The organism is Plantibacter sp. MPB07, from assembly GCF_046619465.1.
Taxonomy (GTDB): domain Bacteria; phylum Actinomycetota; class Actinomycetes; order Actinomycetales; family Microbacteriaceae; genus Plantibacter; species Plantibacter auratus.
Window position 1 is genome coordinate 64,720 of the sequence record NZ_CP177043.1, and the last position, 16,318, is coordinate 81,037.

18 protein-coding genes and 1 tRNA gene are annotated in these 16,318 nt (G+C 69.1%); 10 read left to right on the top strand and 9 right to left on the bottom strand.

Annotation, left to right across the window (positions count from 1 at the left end):
- The first annotated feature begins 1 nt into the window (after position 1).
- Complete coding sequence (locus tag ACLIME_RS00305) at positions 2 to 409, top strand: SseB family protein (RefSeq protein ID WP_079705172.1); 408 nt, start codon at positions 2 to 4, stop codon at positions 407 to 409.
- A 171-nt stretch (positions 410 to 580) separates the two neighbouring features.
- Here the strand turns inward: ACLIME_RS00305 and radA are convergent, their stop codons facing one another.
- Positions 581 to 1,957 carry a DNA repair protein RadA gene (gene radA, locus ACLIME_RS00310; RefSeq protein ID WP_411557944.1) on the bottom strand — a complete coding sequence of 459 codons (1,377 nt, stop codon included), beginning with the start codon at positions 1,955 to 1,957 and terminating at the stop codon, positions 581 to 583.
- Positions 1,958 to 2,066: 109 nt separating this feature from the next.
- On the opposite strand from radA, the gene ACLIME_RS00315 reads away from it, so the two are divergent.
- Positions 2,067 to 2,156, top strand: a tRNA-Ser gene (locus ACLIME_RS00315).
- Positions 2,157 to 2,346: 190 nt separating this feature from the next.
- Here ACLIME_RS00315 and ACLIME_RS00320 read toward each other — a convergent pair.
- The 3 genes from ACLIME_RS00320 to ACLIME_RS00330 form a co-directional block, all read right to left on the bottom strand.
- Positions 2,347 to 3,525, bottom strand: coding sequence for a Cmx/CmrA family chloramphenicol efflux MFS transporter (locus ACLIME_RS00320; protein WP_411557945.1), 1,179 nt, complete (start codon positions 3,523 to 3,525; stop codon positions 2,347 to 2,349).
- Between the two features lie 21 nt (positions 3,526 to 3,546).
- The gene (locus ACLIME_RS00325; RefSeq protein ID WP_411558810.1) at positions 3,547 to 3,591 is read right to left on the bottom strand and encodes a chloramphenicol resistance leader peptide; all 45 of its coding nucleotides are present in this window, start codon (positions 3,589 to 3,591) and stop codon (positions 3,547 to 3,549) included.
- Between the two features lie 483 nt (positions 3,592 to 4,074).
- Positions 4,075 to 4,434, bottom strand: a complete 360-nt coding sequence (locus tag ACLIME_RS00330; protein WP_124768754.1) for a hypothetical protein — start codon at positions 4,432 to 4,434, stop codon at positions 4,075 to 4,077.
- 125 nt (positions 4,435 to 4,559) lie between these two features.
- Between ACLIME_RS00330 and ACLIME_RS00335 the strand changes: the two genes are divergently transcribed.
- The 5 genes from ACLIME_RS00335 (at position 4,560) to ACLIME_RS00355 (ending at position 7,362) form a co-directional block, all read left to right on the top strand.
- Positions 4,560 to 4,808 (top strand): hypothetical protein, encoded by a 249-nt coding sequence (locus ACLIME_RS00335; RefSeq protein WP_124768755.1) that lies wholly within the window; start codon positions 4,560 to 4,562, stop codon positions 4,806 to 4,808.
- A 397-nt stretch (positions 4,809 to 5,205) separates the two neighbouring features.
- Positions 5,206 to 6,171, top strand: coding sequence for a nuclear transport factor 2 family protein (locus tag ACLIME_RS00340; protein WP_411557946.1), 966 nt, complete (start codon positions 5,206 to 5,208; stop codon positions 6,169 to 6,171).
- Positions 6,172 to 6,211: 40 nt separating this feature from the next.
- Entirely contained in the window at positions 6,212 to 6,580 is a 369-nt protein-coding gene (locus ACLIME_RS00345) for a nucleotide pyrophosphohydrolase (protein WP_229939433.1), read from the top strand.
- Positions 6,581 to 6,589: 9 nt separating this feature from the next.
- Complete coding sequence (locus tag ACLIME_RS00350) at positions 6,590 to 6,853, top strand: DUF1653 domain-containing protein (RefSeq protein WP_086474529.1); 264 nt, start codon at positions 6,590 to 6,592, stop codon at positions 6,851 to 6,853.
- A gap of 17 nt (positions 6,854 to 6,870) precedes the next feature.
- Entirely contained in the window at positions 6,871 to 7,362 is a 492-nt protein-coding gene (locus ACLIME_RS00355; protein ID WP_411557947.1) for an SRPBCC family protein, read from the top strand.
- A 13-nt stretch (positions 7,363 to 7,375) separates the two neighbouring features.
- On the opposite strand, the gene ACLIME_RS00360 is transcribed toward ACLIME_RS00355, so the two are convergent.
- On the bottom strand, positions 7,376 to 7,693 hold the full coding sequence (locus tag ACLIME_RS00360; protein ID WP_079705188.1) for a hypothetical protein: 318 nt from the start codon (positions 7,691 to 7,693) through the stop codon (positions 7,376 to 7,378).
- A 71-nt stretch (positions 7,694 to 7,764) separates the two neighbouring features.
- Between ACLIME_RS00360 and ACLIME_RS00365 the strand changes: the two genes are divergently transcribed.
- Together ACLIME_RS00365 and ACLIME_RS00370 are read left to right on the top strand one after the other, a co-directional pair.
- Positions 7,765 to 8,115: a DUF6804 family protein gene (locus ACLIME_RS00365; protein ID WP_124768760.1), complete on the top strand. Its 351-nt coding sequence runs from the start codon at positions 7,765 to 7,767 to the stop codon at positions 8,113 to 8,115.
- 56 nt (positions 8,116 to 8,171) lie between these two features.
- Positions 8,172 to 9,455, top strand: coding sequence for an FAD-binding protein (locus tag ACLIME_RS00370; RefSeq protein WP_411557948.1), 1,284 nt, complete (start codon positions 8,172 to 8,174; stop codon positions 9,453 to 9,455).
- A 161-nt stretch (positions 9,456 to 9,616) separates the two neighbouring features.
- On the opposite strand, the gene ACLIME_RS00375 is transcribed toward ACLIME_RS00370, so the two are convergent.
- The 4 genes from ACLIME_RS00375 to ACLIME_RS00390 form a co-directional block, all read right to left on the bottom strand.
- The gene (locus ACLIME_RS00375; protein WP_411557949.1) at positions 9,617 to 10,279 is read right to left on the bottom strand and encodes a pentapeptide repeat-containing protein; all 663 of its coding nucleotides are present in this window, start codon (positions 10,277 to 10,279) and stop codon (positions 9,617 to 9,619) included.
- Positions 10,280 to 10,361: 82 nt separating this feature from the next.
- On the bottom strand, positions 10,362 to 10,667 hold the full coding sequence (locus tag ACLIME_RS00380) for a hypothetical protein (RefSeq protein ID WP_137242215.1): 306 nt from the start codon (positions 10,665 to 10,667) through the stop codon (positions 10,362 to 10,364).
- 9 nt (positions 10,668 to 10,676) lie between these two features.
- Positions 10,677 to 10,928, bottom strand: a complete 252-nt coding sequence (locus tag ACLIME_RS00385) for a ferrous iron transport protein A (RefSeq protein WP_137242214.1) — start codon at positions 10,926 to 10,928, stop codon at positions 10,677 to 10,679.
- Between the two features lie 34 nt (positions 10,929 to 10,962).
- The gene (locus ACLIME_RS00390) at positions 10,963 to 12,456 is read right to left on the bottom strand and encodes an SDR family NAD(P)-dependent oxidoreductase (protein ID WP_064294305.1); all 1,494 of its coding nucleotides are present in this window, start codon (positions 12,454 to 12,456) and stop codon (positions 10,963 to 10,965) included.
- Positions 12,457 to 12,635: 179 nt separating this feature from the next.
- On the opposite strand from ACLIME_RS00390, the gene ACLIME_RS00395 reads away from it, so the two are divergent.
- Positions 12,636 to 16,259, top strand: coding sequence for an SNF2-related protein (locus ACLIME_RS00395; RefSeq protein WP_411557950.1), 3,624 nt, complete (start codon positions 12,636 to 12,638; stop codon positions 16,257 to 16,259).
- Positions 16,260 to 16,318 lie beyond the last annotated feature (59 nt).

Below are 16,318 nucleotides of genomic sequence, written 5' to 3' on the forward strand. Positions count from 1 at the left end.
CATGGCGAAGCAGAAGCGACCCGAGTTCCGTTCCGAGCCCCTGGCCGCGGCCCTCGCCGCCGGCGACATGGTGGCCGTGGCCCTCGCCCTGCGGAACGGGCGGTTCGTCGTCCCGCTCATGAAGCCGGGTAACCCCGACAAGCCGACGGAGACCGGCGAGGTCTGGATGTTCCGTCAGCCCGAGACCGCGAGGCTCGCGCTGCTCCTCTTCTCCGACGCGAAGAACAAGCCGGCCGCCCTGCCTCCCTATGTCGGCCTGCACGACGGCACCTGGCTCGCGAGCTTCCTCCGCACCTACGGCGACGACATCGAGACGGTGCTCTTCGACGTCGCCGGTCCGCACTCGCTGCAGGCCTCGCCGGAGGAACTGCTGCGGGTCCTCGAGCTCGAGGCGCCGGCCGCCGAATAGCCCGACCCCGACCGCAAGTCCCGCTCTCTGCGTCGTCCGCGGTTCACAACTCCTGCACGTCGTCCTCCGAACCCCGGCAGGTCCTGTTCTGTGGCCCTGCGGGACCTGTCCGCAGGAGTTGTGAGCAGCACGCCCCCGGGCCTGGTTCGTGGAGCAGGTGCGCGGGCGCGCTCAGAAGGCGGCGTCGAGCTCGCGTTCGCGTCGGGCGGGCCGTGCGGCCTCGGCTGCGGTCTTCGCGATGCCCAGCACCGACTTGAGGTCGTTGCTGACGTCGGAGTTGAGCAGCAGCTCGTAGCCGAGTCGGTTGCCCTCCGAGCCGCGCTGCTTCGCCACGCTCACCGGGCGCACTTCGCCGCTGAGGCTGATCTCGCCGTAGGCCGCGAGGTCGCGGGGGAGGGCGAGGTCGCGGATGACGGAGACGAGGGCGAGGGCGATCGCGAGGTCGGCTGCCGGTTCGCTGATCTTCACGCCGCCGACGGTGGAGATGTAGACGTCGTGGTCGGTGAGGTCGTAGGAGTAGCGGCCGTGCAGCACGGCGAGGATCATCGCGACACGTGAGGGGTCGACGCCGTTGGTGACCCGGCGGGGGTTCGGTGCCTGCGTCTTGTTGATGAGCGCCTGGACTTCAACGGGGAGCGCGCGGCGTCCCTCCATGACGATGGTGACGCAGGTGCCGGCCACGGGCTCGTTCTGGCTGAGGAAGAGGGCGCTCGGGTCGGGGACCTCGGCGATGCCGTCGCCGGCCATCTCGAAGCAGCCGACCTCGTCGGTGGCGCCGAAGCGGTTCTTCTGTGCGCGGAGGAAGCGGAGCGCGGTGTGGCGGTCGCCTTCGAACTGACACACGACGTCGACGAGGTGCTCGAGGAGCCGGGGGCCGGCGATCGAGCCGTCTTTCGTGACGTGGCCGACGAGGAGGATCGGGAGGTCGCGTTCCTTGGCGATGCGGGTGAGCACGGCGGAGACTTCGCGGACCTGGCCGGGTTGTCCGGCGAGGCCGTCGGACTGCGAGGAGGAGACGGTCTGGACGGAGTCGACGATGAGGAGCTTGGGCTGCACCTGGTCGATGTGGCCGAGGATGGTGGCGAGGTCGGTCTCGGAGGCGAGGTAGAGGTCGTCGTGGAGGGCCCCGGTGCGTTCGGCGCGGAGGCGGACCTGGCTGACCGACTCCTCGGCGCTGACGTAGAGGACGCGGGCGCCGGTCTTCGCCGCTCGGGACGCGACCTCGAGGAGCAGGGTCGACTTGCCGACGCCCGGCTCGCCGGAGAGGAGGATCGCGGCGCCGGGGACGATGCCGCCGCCGAGCACCCGGTCGAACTCGGCGATGCCGCTCGACCAGCGTGGTGCCTCGTCGGCGCTGGCCTGGGTGATGGGGCGTGCGGCGCGCTCGTCGGTGGCGCGGATCGGCGTCAGCTTGCCGAGGACGCCGGTGGGAGCCGACGCTTCGACGACCGTGCCCCACTGCTGGCACTCACCGCATCGGCCGGCCCACTTGGCGGTGGTCCAGCCGCATTCGGTGCAGCGGAATGCGGGGGAGGGTGCCTTGGCCATGCGGCCAGCCTAAGCGCGGCCGCCGACACCGCTGGCCCTCCGCGCCGCCTGTGGATGACCGGCATCGCTCAATTCGCGTCGGCGCTCGTCTTCTATTACACTCGACCCCGGTACCGTGTCCGAGCGGCCGAAGGTGCAACTCTCGAAAAGTTGTGTGCTTGAAAGAGCACCGTGGGTTCAAATCCCACCGGTACCGCCATAGAAAACCCCTGGTTGTCCAGGGGTTTTCTGTATTTCTGGCTGTGGCGTGGTGCGAGCGTCATGCAGGTCTTCGGACAAGTGTGCCGATCAAGGTTCATTCGGCGGGGTTCGAACGGGGTCAGATCCGACCTCGCATGACGGCTCAGGTGTCGAGGATGTACGAAGCTTGAGAAGCGCACTCGGGTGAGTCATCGACTCGCCTCCGCAGCAGCCTTCGTGAGCGCGTGCCCCGCGAGGAGCATGATGACGAGAGCGATCGCTGTCAGCGTCGATGCGATCCAGATCGGAGCGAGTAAGCCCGGCCCGGTCGCGAGCCCGAACGCGCCAAGCACGGGCCCCGCGGCAGCTCCGATGTTCAATGCTGCGGTTGCGTACGAACCGCCCATCGTTGGCGCACCCGACGCCGCATACAGCACACGAGTGATCACGGTGCTACCCACGCCGAACGACAGGAAGCCCTGAACGAAGACGAGGATGATCAGCGCGACGGGATGCGACGCGACCAATGCCAATGCGATCCAGCCTGTCAGCAGCAGCGGACTGCCGACCGCAAGCACGACGCCGGGGCGTCGATCCGACAGTCGCCCTGCAATCGTGACGCCAAGGAACGATCCCATGCCGAACATCACCAGCGCGACGGACACCCACCCACCAGCCATCCCCGCGGTCTCGGTCACGACGGGTGCGAGGAAAGTGAATGCCGCGAAGGTCCCTCCGTTGATCACCGCTCCAAGTGCCATGGCCAGGATGAGCCGCGGCTGTGCCAACTGGCTGAGCTCGGCATGAAGCCGTGGCGAGGAAGCGCTTGAATCGGTCTGACCGGCGTTATTCGTGATCCCTCGGATGACTCCGCAGACCGCCGGAATAGAGAAGATTGCGATCGCCCAGAACGTCGTTCGCCAGCCCAGCGCTGTGCCGAGCAAAGACCCCGCGGGGACACCCGCGACGGTTGCGATCGTCGTGCCGGAGAGCAGGATCGACAGTGCCCGCCCCTTCTGGTTCGCTGGCACGAGGGTAGTTGCCGTGCTCAGTGCTACGGCGAGGAATCCTGCGTTTGCAAGAGCGCTGAGCACCCGGGTGATGAGGAGGAGCGAGAACACGGGTGTCATCGCTCCGACCACGTGACTTCCCGCGAACACGAGAAGGCAGACGATCAACGTGAGCCGCGGTGGCCAGCGGCGAGCGAACGCCGCCATTACTGGCGCGCCGATGACCATACCGACCGCGAAGGCCGAGGTCAGCAGGCCGGCCGTGCCGACCGAGACGTCAAGCTCGGTCGCGATCGCGGGGAGCAATCCCGCGAGCATGAATTCTGAGGTGCCCATGACGAAAACCGCCAGAGCAAGCATGTAGAGAGCAAAAGGCATCGAGTACTCCGAGGTGAGAGATCAAGAAATGGTTCTTCTTGTCACCACGGCCAGTACCCCGGGCACGCCAGAAATACGCGCACACCGATCGTGGGCGTCGCAACTACTGGTTCACGGGGCTGGCGGTGTGACCGACAACCCCTGGCCTGTCTGACTCGGGACTCGACATGTCCCAAACTCTACAGCGCTCAACTGCGCGTGGCGTGGAGCGATCGGTCCCCCTCGGTCCGGCGTCATCCGACCGCGCGTGAGCTGATCTTGAGACGGCGACGCGTCAGCAAAGTCCAATCGGACCCGGGTCTTCACGGCAGCGGATCGCATGCGCCGTGGTGCATTTCTGGTGCAGATCGCCCCGTGGACGGGTGCGTGTACCTGTGAGGCGACGCCGGCATTTGCGCTGATCTGGCGGGGCTTTTCGCAAGGGCGCGATGGTTTCGTGACGGCGCAAATGGAACTGAATCCCATCGGTACCGCCACGATGAGGCCCCGTGCATCCCCGAGCGACACCGGGACGGAGGGGGCTTTTCGGTGCAGGCCCGGCGTCATCCGCTAGGGCGCGTCCCGCCGATAGTCGCCGCGCACGACCCAGACGTCGTCGCCGAACTCCTTTGCCGAGACGCTGATCGGCTGCGGGTCCCAGAGGGTCCCGGGCACTCGTCCGAACTCGACGAGGTAGGTGTCCTCGAACGCGACACGCGCTTCACCGATCGGTGGTCGCACGGTGAAGAGAGACCAGCAACCGCCGTTACCGGCGTTCGTGCATTCGTTCCGCACGCGAAGCAGTTCGGTGCCCTCCGGGAATTGCATAGCCTCACTCGGCGGCACCGCGGTGCCGCCGAACCGTTCGAAGTCGAGCGCCAGGAGGCGTAGCGGATAGACGTGCATGGCGACGTCCAGAACAAGAGCCATGGTGATGATGAGCGCCGTCGACCAGGCACGACGACGTGCCCTACCCTGCATAGTTCCCCCGCCCCCGGGTCCAGCCGAAGCTTCGACCGTACCAGGGGCCGGACCGGTGCTCGGTAGAGTCGAATATGGCTACCTTCGATGAGGAACGTGACCGAAGCGCGCATCTGCCGACGGGAGAAGCGGCGCCTCCGAGCCCACCAGGAGAGCCCGAGCCGCCGTTTCAGGCGATCTTCCCGAATCTGGACCGCGTGTCCCGAGACTCGTTGCGGAAGGGCACGTTCAGTCGCCGCCGAATCATCCGCGCAGCGATCGGGTTTCTGATCGTCGTCATCACGATTGTCGTCATCGTCTGGCTGACCCGGCCGAGCGGCTAGCCCAGTCTGAGGGTTCTCAGGCCTGCAGCCGGAACGGTTTCGTTGTTGTGGGCAAGGAATGCCTGCGTCCTCGCTACACCCTCCCAATGGTGTTCACGGCTATCCAGATGATCAAGGCGATGAGGATCAGGCCAGCGACACTGCCGATGATCTTCGTCGACAATGGACACTTGTTTGAAGGGGCATTCATGAGCGGATCTTAGCCACCGCCTCGCGAGCAGCGGCCTACCGTGCTCGGCGCGGACGGTTGGCGTGGGAAGCCGCGCAGATCCGATGAAACACCCGGAATGAAAGACCTCGCGGGGCGGTAACCGCCGTCGAACTGAAAGACACGGATTCCCAGCGAAGCCCAGGGACACCTCACCTGAGGTTCAGAACGCCGTCGCACAGTGATTCCATGACCAGATCACGTGCCTTCGTCGTCCCCCTCGTCCGCACCGCCGCCGTCCTCGCCGGCGTCTCCCTCCTTGCGGGGTGCCAGGCCACCTCGGCAGCCGTGCCCGATCCGTCGTCCTCGGTCTCGTCGGCGCGGAAGGGAAGTGCCGACGGCGGCTCGACGGGCGACCGCAGCGACTCGAAGGCCGAGCAGAAGAACCTCGCCGCCGTGCTCACGCTCTACACGGACGCCTTCCCCGACCCCGCCTCCTCGAAAGCGGTGGCCACGACCGACAAGCTCGTCGCGGCCGACGCCGTCGCGCACGGTTCCGGGCAGAAGTCCGGTCCGAGCGGCGTCCTCGCCGAGTTCACCGCCGACCGGACGCGGGTCCCCGGGGCGCAGGCGGTCGTCAAGCACACCGCGGCTGACGGCGACCTCGTCGCCGTGCACTACCAGGTCGCCTCCGACCCGGCCGATGAACGAACAGGCGAGGCCGCTGTCGACCTGTTCCGGGTGCGGGACGGCGCCGTCGTGGAGCGCTGGGCGTTCGACCAGCCCATCGCGACCGGGACGCCCGCGAGTGGGAACACCAACACGATGTTCAGCGACCTCTACAACCCGGCGAAGCCCGCGGTCGCGCCGTCGGAGTCGCAGGAGGAGCAGAACCGGACGTTCGCGGTGAGCGCGTACAACACGCTGTTCCGCGACCAGGACGTCTCGATCCTCGACAAGGCCTTCGACCCCGCCTACCTCCAGCACAACCCGGTCGCACCGAACGGCACGGCAGCGCTCAAGTCCTTCTTCTCGGGTTCCGCGACCTTCCCGCCGCAGGAGTCGGTCATCTCGCTGAGCGACGGCGACCTCGTGTGGACGTTCTCGCAGAGCGTGGGCGCGAAGGCGGACGACCCCGTTCTGGCAGCGGACATCTTCCGCGTCGACGACAAGCTCATCCGCGAGCACTGGGACGTCGTGCCGACCGCCGGGTGAGTGTCGGGCCTCCAAGCTGCGCGCTCACTAGGCTCTGGGGATGACTCAGGACTTCGCAACGCTGAATGCCCACGCGATGGAGGTCGCCGCCGCCTACGACGATCTCAGCACGAAGCGGATCGGACGCCCGTGGACGAACCAGGAGGTCGCCCTCGGCTTCGTCGGCGACGTCGGTGACCTCGCCAAGATCGTGATGACGCTCGACGGGACGCGTCGCATCGACGGCATCGGACTCGAACAGCTCGAGCACGAACTGTGTGATGCCATCTGGTCGTGTCTCGTGCTCGCCGACCGGTTCGGCATCGACATCGGCGAGGCGTTCCCCCGTCAGATGCAGGACTTGGTGCGGCACGTGTCCGAGCTCCGGGCCGACGAAGCGAGCACTGACTCCGCGACGCCCGCTGGCTAGAATCGCGACATGAGCGACGACAGCACGGCCAGCACCGACGACGGCGAGTCCTTCGGCGTCGAGCCTGGCACCTACCGGCACTTCAAGGGTGCGCGCTACGAGGTCATCGGCGTCGGACGCCACAGCGAGACCGAGGAGCCGTACGTCTTCTACCGGACGACCACGACCCCGCCGACGTCGTGGGTGCGACCGCTCGCGATGTTCGTCGAGCCCGTCTCGCGCGACGGCTACGAGGGACCGCGATTCGCCCGCGTCGAGGACGACGCCGACTGACCACGGAGGAGCACCGCATGACCGACACCGATCACACCCAACCCGAACCGGCCGACGAGCGCGACCTGTTGGTCGAGCGCATCATCCACGCGCCGCGATCGGCCGTCTGGGCGGCGTGGACCGACCCCGCGACGCTCGGTCAGTGGTGGGTGCCGGCACCGGCGGTGTGTCGGGTCGTCGAGTTCGAGTTGCGACCCGGCGGGTCCTTCCGCACCGAGTTCAGCGAGGACGGCGTCGACTTCGTGCCGCAGATCACCGGATGCGTGCTGGAGGTCGTTCCGGAGCAGCGTCTGGTCTGGACGACGGCGCTGACCGCAGGCTGGCGGCCAGCCGAGCAGCCGTTCATCACCGCCGTGATCGACCTCGCTGACCACCCCGACGGCACCCGCTACCGAGCGACCGCGCTCCACAGCGGGGTCGCCCAGCGCGACGAACACCTCGAACTCGGCTTCCACGCCGGCTGGGGGATCGTCACGGAGCAACTCACCGCGCTGGTGGAGCAGCGCTGAGCAAGCCCTCCACTCACGCCGTCTCCGGATCGGTCGCAGTGCTGGGTTCTGGCGTCAGCATCATGCCGCCCGGCGTGTAGGAGGAGTCGAGCAGGGCGCGCACCCACGCCTGGTTGACCGGCGGCTCCGGCTGCGCGAACCGGAACTGCAGCGGGACGTCGCTCGTGATCCAGAGGCTCACCCGTCCACCGCCGTCCACAGCCCCCTTCGTCCACTCGACGAAGAATGACTCCCGACGACGCAGCTTGTTGCCGATCGCCGCCCTGAGGTGGGCGAGCACGCGGTCGTCGAAGTCGTAGTGACTTCCGGCACCGTAGATGAGAACCCCCATGCAGTGATTGTGCCGCATCGGCCCCGCCGCACCGCTCGGCGACGCCCCGCCACTCCACGTAAACTCGTGGGATGCCGAGTCCGACCCCCGCACCCGCACCCTTCGCCCTTCGCCCGGCGCTCATCCCGGGCATCATGGGTGCGGTCGCGCTCATGCTCGGGCTCGCACTGCTCGAACTCGACGCCTTCACGATCGTGCTGTTCGTGGTGAGCATCCTCGCGCTCATCATGGCCGTGTTCGCCTGGCAGGCCAAGCAGCCGCTCTGGATGATCCCGACGCTGCTCGTCGCGATCGTGTGGAACCCGGTCCTCCCGCTCCCGTTCAGCGGCATCCCCTGGATCATCGCGCAGTTCCTCGGCGCGGTCGTGCTCGTCTCCGTCGGCATCCTGCTCGAGAACAAGCACGCCGCCCCGCCCGCCTGATCGGAAATGTTTCGGGAACGCCTGCGGGTCGTCCCGGCTCTGGCAAGCTTGCGCTCATGACGCTTGAACGCAACTGGGCCGGTACACACACCTTCGCAGCGCCGCGGATCGTGAACGCCACGTCGATCGACGAGGTCCGCGCACTCGTCGCGGAGGCTGCCAGGACGGGCACGCGCGTCCGCGCCCTCGGCACCCGACACTCGTTCACCGACCTCGCCGACTCCGAGGGCACGCTCATCACGGTGCTCGACATCCCCGCCGACCCGGTGTTCGACGAGGCCGCCGGCTCGGTGACGATCGGAGCCGGGACCCGCTACGGGATCGCCGCCGCCTGGCTCGCCGAACAGGGCCTCGCCTTCCACAACATGGGCTCGCTCCCGCACATCTCCATCGGCGGCGCGATCGCGACCGGCACCCACGGGTCCGGCAACGACAACGGCATCCTGTCCTCAGCCGTCAGCGGTCTCGAGTACGTCGACGCCACGGGCGAGCTCGTCCACGTCCGTCGTGGGGACCCCGGTTTCGACGGACTCGTCGTCGGGCTCGGCGCGTACGGCATCGTGGTGCGCGTGACGGTCGACGTGCAGCCCGCCTATCGTGTGCGCCAGGACGTCTACCGCGACGTCCCGTGGGACGCCGTCCTCGCCGACTTCGAGGGTGTCACCGGTGGTGCCTACAGCGTCAGCATCTTCACGAACTGGCTCGGCGACACCGTCGAGCAGATCTGGTGGAAGACCCGCCTGGTCGCCGGTGACGACGAGCTGCCCGTGGTCCCGGAGTCGTGGCTCGGCGTGCAGCGGGACTCCCTGACCGCCGGCAACCTCGTCGAGACGGACCCCGACAACCTCACCCTGCAGGGCGGTGTCCCCGGCGACTGGTGGGAACGGCTGCCGCACTTCCGGCTCGAGTCGACGCCGAGCAACGGTGACGAGATCCAGACCGAGTACTTCATCGACCGCGCCGACGGACCCGCCGCGATCACGGCCCTGCGTGCGCTCGGCGACCGCATCGCTCCGCTGCTGCTCGTGACCGAACTGCGCACGGCAGCGCCCGACAAGCTCTGGCTGAGCGGTGCGTACCACCGGGAGATGCTCGCCGTGCACTTCACGTGGCGCAACCTGCCCGAGGAGGTCCGGGCGGTGCTGCCCGCGATCGAGGAGGCCCTCGCGCCCTTCGGCGCCCGCCCGCACTGGGGCAAGCTCAACCTCCTGACGGCCGAGCGCATCGCCGAGGTCGTGCCGCGGCTCGCCGACGCACGGGACCTCTTCGAAGAGTTGGACCCGGCCGGCACCTTCTCGAACGCACACCTGGAGCGCATCGGGGTCCGTCTGCCCCGGTAGCGGGTGCCGATGGCTCGGGTGCCAGCGCGGTGCGCTGGCGCGAGCGCTGGGGAACCGGCGTGGGCGCGGGGCACACGCGTGAGCGCGGGCCTCCGGAGACCCGCGCCCACGCGTCAGACCTGCGGTGACGTCAGCGCACCGCGCTGGCGCAACCCGAGAGGTCAGTCCTCGACTCGTATGCCGAACTGCTCGGCGAACATCGCCGCGAGCTCGCCGACCTGGAACGGAGTCATCGTCGCGCCCCGCAGATGCTCGATGCCGGCGATGCGCCGGAGCTCGAGCGTCCGGAGGTCGACGTCGGTGAGCCTCGCCCGCGTGACGTCGAGACTGTTGAGGGTGCAGTCGACGAAGCGCACCCGGGTGGCCGTCGCATCGGCGAGGTCGAGTTCGTCGATCGTGCAGTCCTCGAACAGGACATCCTGCAGCACGGCCCCGCGCAGGTTGACGAACCCGAGCTTGCACCCGGTGACCCGCACCGACTGCCAGTTCGCGTCGTAGCAGTCGGCGGAACCGACCCGAGAGCCCTCCAGCTCGACGTCGCGCAGCCGAATCCGTGGGGCGAGGAGGATGGGCGCGTCCCACCGCTCGAGCCGGGAGTCGAGGAACGACGCCGCCCGGAAGTCGGTCTGGTCGGCTCGAATGCCGGTGAGCAAGGACTCGGAGATCGTGATGCCCGAGAGGTCACGGTGCGACAGGTCGAGGTCGGCGAACCGCAGGCCTTCGAGGCTGTCGTGCGCGTCGAGGGCGCCCTCGTCGCCGTCGGTCAATCCGAGGAGACGGACGGGGTCGAGCCGTGGTGCCGTCGTTCCGGTGCGTTTCGCCATGCCGTGTTCTCCCGATGCCCGTGCGTGATGGGGTGATCGGGCCAGCCTAGGGGCGGCCGCCGACGGGCTTCCGAGCCACCGCTCAGCTCGCTGTGAACCGACCGGGGAGGAACGGCAGGAGCGGGGCGCGGTAGACGAGCGACGTGTCGACGCCGGCGGTCAAGGTGGTCCGGGCTGCGCCGTACCGCCAGACCCGGTTGAAGAGGAAGACCTCGAAGGAGACGTCCGTCCCGCCGACCTGCCAGCTCCCCGTGCCCCACTGCGCCGGCTGGCCGCGCCCGTCGAACACCACCGTCGGACGCTGGAAAGCGCCGTACCAGGGACGTCGGAGTGTCACTTCGACGCGATGCTGCGTCGGCGACGGGTCCTGGGTGACTTCGCTGCTCATCGGCCCAGCCTAGGGCGAGCGGCGACGTTCCCGTGGTGCCGGTGCCGGCGGGACGGGCTTCGCCGCGATGACGTCGGCATCGGCGATCACGACCGGTCCGCGCTTGGTCTCGACCGTGCAGCCCGTCGCCGACCGCTCGACGAGCTCGCCGAGGGCGTCGGTCGCACCCGCCTCGGCGCCCTCGGGCAGTGCGAAGCGCACGACGACCCGCGAGCCGAGCGGTGCCTCCCGGAGGAAGCTGACGGCCGCCGGACCGATCATCGCCGGGTCCTCGACCACGACCGAGCCTGGAAGCTCACCAGGAGCTCGGGCGGTAGTCCTTGAGGAAGACGCCGAAGAGGTTCTCGCCGGCCTCGCCGCGGACGATCGGGTCGTACACCCGCGCCGCGCCGTCGACGAGGTCGAGCGGGGCGTGGAAGCCCTCCTCCGCCAGTCGCACCTTGGTCGGGTGCGGGCGCTCGTCGGTGATCCAGCCGGTGTCGACACTCGTCATGAGGATGCCGTCGGTCTCGAACATCTCCCGCGCGCTCGTCCGGGTGAGCATGTTCAGCGCGGCCTTCGCCATGTTCGTGTGCGGGTGGCCTGGACCCTTGTACCCGCGACCGAAGACGCCCTCCATCGCGGAGACGTTGACCACGTAGGTGCGCGGGAAGTCGGAGGCCGCCATCGAGGCACGCAGGCGGCTGATGAGGATGAACGGGGCGGTCGCGTTCGCCAGCTGGACCTCGAGCATCTCGATAGGCTCGACCTGGTCGACGTTCTGCACCCAGCTGTTGCTGTGGTCGACGTCGGGCACGAGTCCGCCGGCGTCGATCGCGGTGCCGGCGGCGAGGCGTTCGAGCGAGGACGACCCGGCCGTCATGGCCGCCTCGGTGAGGGCGTCGGCCTTGGCGGCCGCAGCGGCGAGGATCGGGTGGGCGGACACCGACGCCGCGAGCGACAGCGGGTGTGCGTCGTTCGTGTGGCCGAAGGTGACGAGCTCGGGCAGTGGGCCGTCGGGCAGCGGGGCGAGCTCCGCGTCGACGAGCGGCTGGTACGCGCCCTTCGTGCGGCGCACCGTCTGCGCGGCGTTGTTGATGAGGATGTCGAGCGGTCCCTGCTCGGCCACGGAGTCCGCGAGGGCGATGACCTGGGCCGGGTCGCGGAGGTCGATGCCGACCACGCGCAGGCGGTGCAGCCAGTCGGCGCTGTCGGGGAGCGCGCTGAAGCGTCGGACGGCGTCGCGTGGGAACCGCGTCGTGATGGTGGTGTGGGCGCCGTCGCGCAGGAGCCGCAGCGCGATGTACATGCCGATCTTCGCGCGGCCACCCGTGAGGAGGGCGCGCTTGCCGGTGAGGTCGGTGCGGGCGTCGCGCTTCGCGTGGCTCATCGCCGCGCACTGCGGGCAGAGCTGGTGGTAGAACGCGTCGACCGTCGTGTACGGCTGCTTGCAGATGTAGCAGTTGCGCGGCACCAGCAGCTCGCCGGCGGTCGGAGCCGTCGTGGTGGTGGCGAGCGGAATGCCCCGCGTCTCGTCGTCGATGCGGTCGGGGGCGCCCGTCGCGGTGGCGGCGATCACGGCGCGGTCGGCGTCGGCGATCCGGGCCCGACGGTCGAGTCGGCGCTCCTTCTTGACCGCCTTGAACATCTTGGCGGTGGCGCGGCGCACCTGGAGGTAGTCGGGGTGCTCCTCGTCCATCGTCGCCATGGTCTGGAGGACGCGCAGTGTGACCTCGAGATCGGTGGGATCGATGCCCGCGTCGTCGCCGGGAGCGTGGTTCGCAGGCTCGTCGTGGGGGAGAGAGGTCATTGCTTCATTCTACGAGCCGCCGGACGTGCCTCGGGCGGTGCTGTGGTCAGCGCGGGGCGCTGGACCGACCGCGACCCACAGGTGTGGAGGGGCGCGCTCACGTCGGAGACCCGCGCTCGCGTCAGCGCACCGCGCTGGCCCGAGGGAAGGGTGTCCGTCGTGCGTGAGACCATGGGGCGATGACTCCCGAGCCCGCACCACTGGTCGACGTGGCCGACCTCGTCCGGCTCGTCGGGCGGGTGGCGTTCGACCGCGGCCGGGTCTACGCGAGGGACGGCCGGGTCACCGCTGCCGACTGGGACCCCGACAAGCGTCGGCTCCACGGGATCGTCGAAGGCTCCACCGACGTCCCGTACGCCTGCATCATCGACCTCGGCGACGACACCGGCGGGTTCGCACGGATCGAAGGCAGCGCCTGTTCGTGCCCCTTGCGCGGTGACTGCAAGCACATCGTCGCCACCCTGCTGCACAGCAACGCGGCCCACCTCCGGGCCGAAGGTCGCTCCGACCGGTGGGTGGCCCCACAGCGGCCGCCGTCGGTGAAGGAGGCGTCCTGGCGTTCCGACCGGCGTTGGACCGCGCCCATCAACGACCCCGCGCTCGACGAACCGGCCGAGCACCAGCCGATGTACGCCCTCGACGAGCTCGACGACCTCCCTGACGCCTGGCGTCCGGAGGCGGAACGACGAGCAGCACAGTGGACCCCGAGTCCGCAAACGCCGCCGGCGCCGCCCAGCTGGCGGAACCGACTCGATTCCCTCGCCGGCGACGCCGGTCGCGCCACGGCACCGACGGCCATGGGCCTGCAGTTCGAGGTCCGCGAGAGCATCCCGCGCACCGCCGAACGCTGGCGCGGACCGACCTCCCGCACGGCCGACGGCCCGCCCGAGCCGCGGCACCCCCGCCGGATCGCTGTCCGACCCGTGGTCAGGAAGGCCGGCGGCGGCTTCGTGAAGTCGACGATCTCGTGGACCTCGTTCACGCACCAGGGCCACCGGCTGTCGCTCGATCCGGCGCACCAGCAGTGGTTCACGCAGTTCCAGGCGCTCCTGCGTGCCACCCGTCCGCCGGCCGGTGCCTACGCCGGCGCCGGTGACTCGGACTGGCTCGTCCTCGACGACTTCGGCAGCCCTGTCCTCTGGCATCTGTTCGATGAGGCGGCCCAACTCGGGATCGAACTCGTCGGCACGCGCAAGGGCAGGGTCACCCTCGGCACCGCAGCCGCCATCCGACTGGACGCCGCGCACGACGGCGAGGGCGTGGTCCTCCGATCGGTCGTGACGATCGACGGCACCGACGTCGATGCCGCCACGAGCGGAGCCCTCGGCGACCACGGGCTCTACCACTACACGCTCGAACCCCAGCAGGCGCTCGTGCTCGCACCCCTCGCCGAACCGCTGACGGACGAGGCCCGCGGACTCCTCGGGCCAGGCGAGCCCGTCGTGGTCCCCGAAGCCGAGGTGGCGGAGTTCCTCGAGCACTACGTCCCACGACTCCGCCGCAGCATCTCGCTGAGTTCGACGGACGGCACCGTCGCCCTCCCCGAGATCGTGCCACCGGTGCTCGTGCTCGCGGCCTCGTTCGAACCGAAGCAGACCCTTCGCCTCGCCTGGTTCTGGCAGTACGCCCCGGCGCAGCGCGTCCCGATCGGTGGCGGCACCCCGGCGCTCGCCGCAGGGCGACCACTCGTGTCCACGGTGCCGAACGGCGCGCCGACCGACGCCGCCACCGGCACTGCCGCAGCGGAGGTCCTCCGCGACGAACGCGCGGAACGGGCCATCCTCGACCGGGTCGGTGCCGCCATCGCCGCCGCAGCGGAACCGGAACGCCGCGCGCTCGCCGCCGGCTCGTTCGACGAGCTCACGACCCCGGGCGTCTGGCCGCCCAGGCCGCAGGTCCTGACGGAGTTCGACGCGGCACTCGTCACCGAGCGCACCCTGCCCGTCCTCGAATCGCTCGACGACGTCCTCGTCGAGGTGTCCGGCGACCGCCCCGAGTACCGGGAGCTCACCGGCACACCTCACATCTCGGTCACCACGGTGGAGACGGAGCAGCGCGACTGGTTCGACCTCGGGATCGTCATCCACATCGGCGAGTACAGCGTCCCCTTCGAGCCCCTCTTCAAAGCCCTCTCGAAGGGGCGCACGAAGCTGCTCATGGTCGACCACACCTACCTCTCGCTCGAGCACCCCGCCTTCGACCGCCTGCGCGAGCTGCTCACCGAGGCGGCCGCGCTCAAGGAGTGGGAGACGAAGCCGAGCATCAGCCGTTACCAGGCGAGCCTCTGGGCCGACTTCGAAGACCTCGCCGACGAGACCGAGCAGGCCGTCTCCTGGCGCGAGGCCGCAGCCGGACTCAACGCGATCGAAGCGGTCCCCGACACCCCGCTGCCGTCGGGACTCCACGCCGACCTCCGGCCCTACCAGGTCGAGGGCTTCCGCTGGCTCGCGTTCCTCTGGCAGCACGGACTCGGCGGCATCCTGGCCGACGACATGGGCCTCGGCAAGACGCTCCAGACGCTTGCCCTCGTCGCCCACGCGCGCGAGACCACCGGGTCCACGGCACCACCGTTCCTCGTGGTCGCCCCGACGTCGGTCGTCTCCAACTGGGTCGCCGAGGCCACGCGCTTCGTGCCCGGCCTCGTCGTCCGCAGCATCACGGCCACGCAGGCGAAAGGCAGCGCGTCGATCGCGGACCTCGCGGCAGGCGCCGACATCGTGGTCACGAGCTATGCGCTGTTCCGGCTCGACGCAGCGGCGTATCAGGCGGTCGAGTGGTCGGGGCTCATCCTCGACGAGGCGCAGTTCGTGAAGAACCACCGCGCCAAGCTGCACGAGTGCGCGGTCGACCTCCGGGCACCGTTCAAGCTCGCGATCACCGGCACGCCCATCGAGAACACCCTCATGGAGCTCTGGTCACTGCTGTCGATCGTCGCGCCGGGCCTGTTCGCGTCAGCGCCGCGCTTCACCGAGCACTACGTCAAGCCGATCGGCAAGGGGCTCGACTCGAGTCGGCTGCAGACCCTGCGCCGACGTATCCGACCGCTGCTCATGCGCCGGACGAAGGAGATGGTCGCGCCCGAACTGCCGCCGAAGCAGGAACAGGTGCTGCGCATCGAGCTCGCACCGGCCCACCGCAAGCTCTACGACCTCGTCCTCCAACGCGAACGGCAGAAACTCCTCGGACTCGTCGACGACCTCGACCGCAACCGGTTCATCGTGTTCCGATCGCTCACACTCCTCCGCATGCTCAGCCTCGACGCGAGCCTCATCGACCCTGAGGAGCACGCGGGCATCCCCTCGAGCAAGCTCGACGCACTCCTCGAACAGCTCGACGACGTCGTCGCCGAGGGCCACCGCGCGCTCATCTTCAGCCAGTTCACGAGCTTCCTCGGCACCGCCGCTCGTCGGCTCGAGGAGCAGGGCATCGCGTACGAGTACCTCGACGGGTCCACCCGTCGTCGGGGTGAGGTCATCGACCGTTTCCGCACCGGTGACGCCCCCGTGTTCCTCATCAGCCTGAAGGCCGGCGGGTTCGGCCTCAACCTCACCGAGGCTGACTACGTCTTCCTGCTCGACCCGTGGTGGAACCCGGCAGCAGAGGCGCAGGCCATCGACCGCACGCACCGCATCGGCCAGACGGAGAACGTCATGGTCTACCGACTGGTCGCCGCCGACACGATCGAGGAGAAGGTGATGGCGCTCCAGGCGAAGAAGTCGGAGCTCTTCGCCGCGGTCCTCGACGACGACGCGGTCTTCAGCCAGGCGCTCACCGCGGAGGACATCCGGGGCCTGCTCGAGTAGGCTCCGGCACCCACGACGCCCGTCGGGATGGGGTCGGTCGAGCGACCGATAGCCTGATC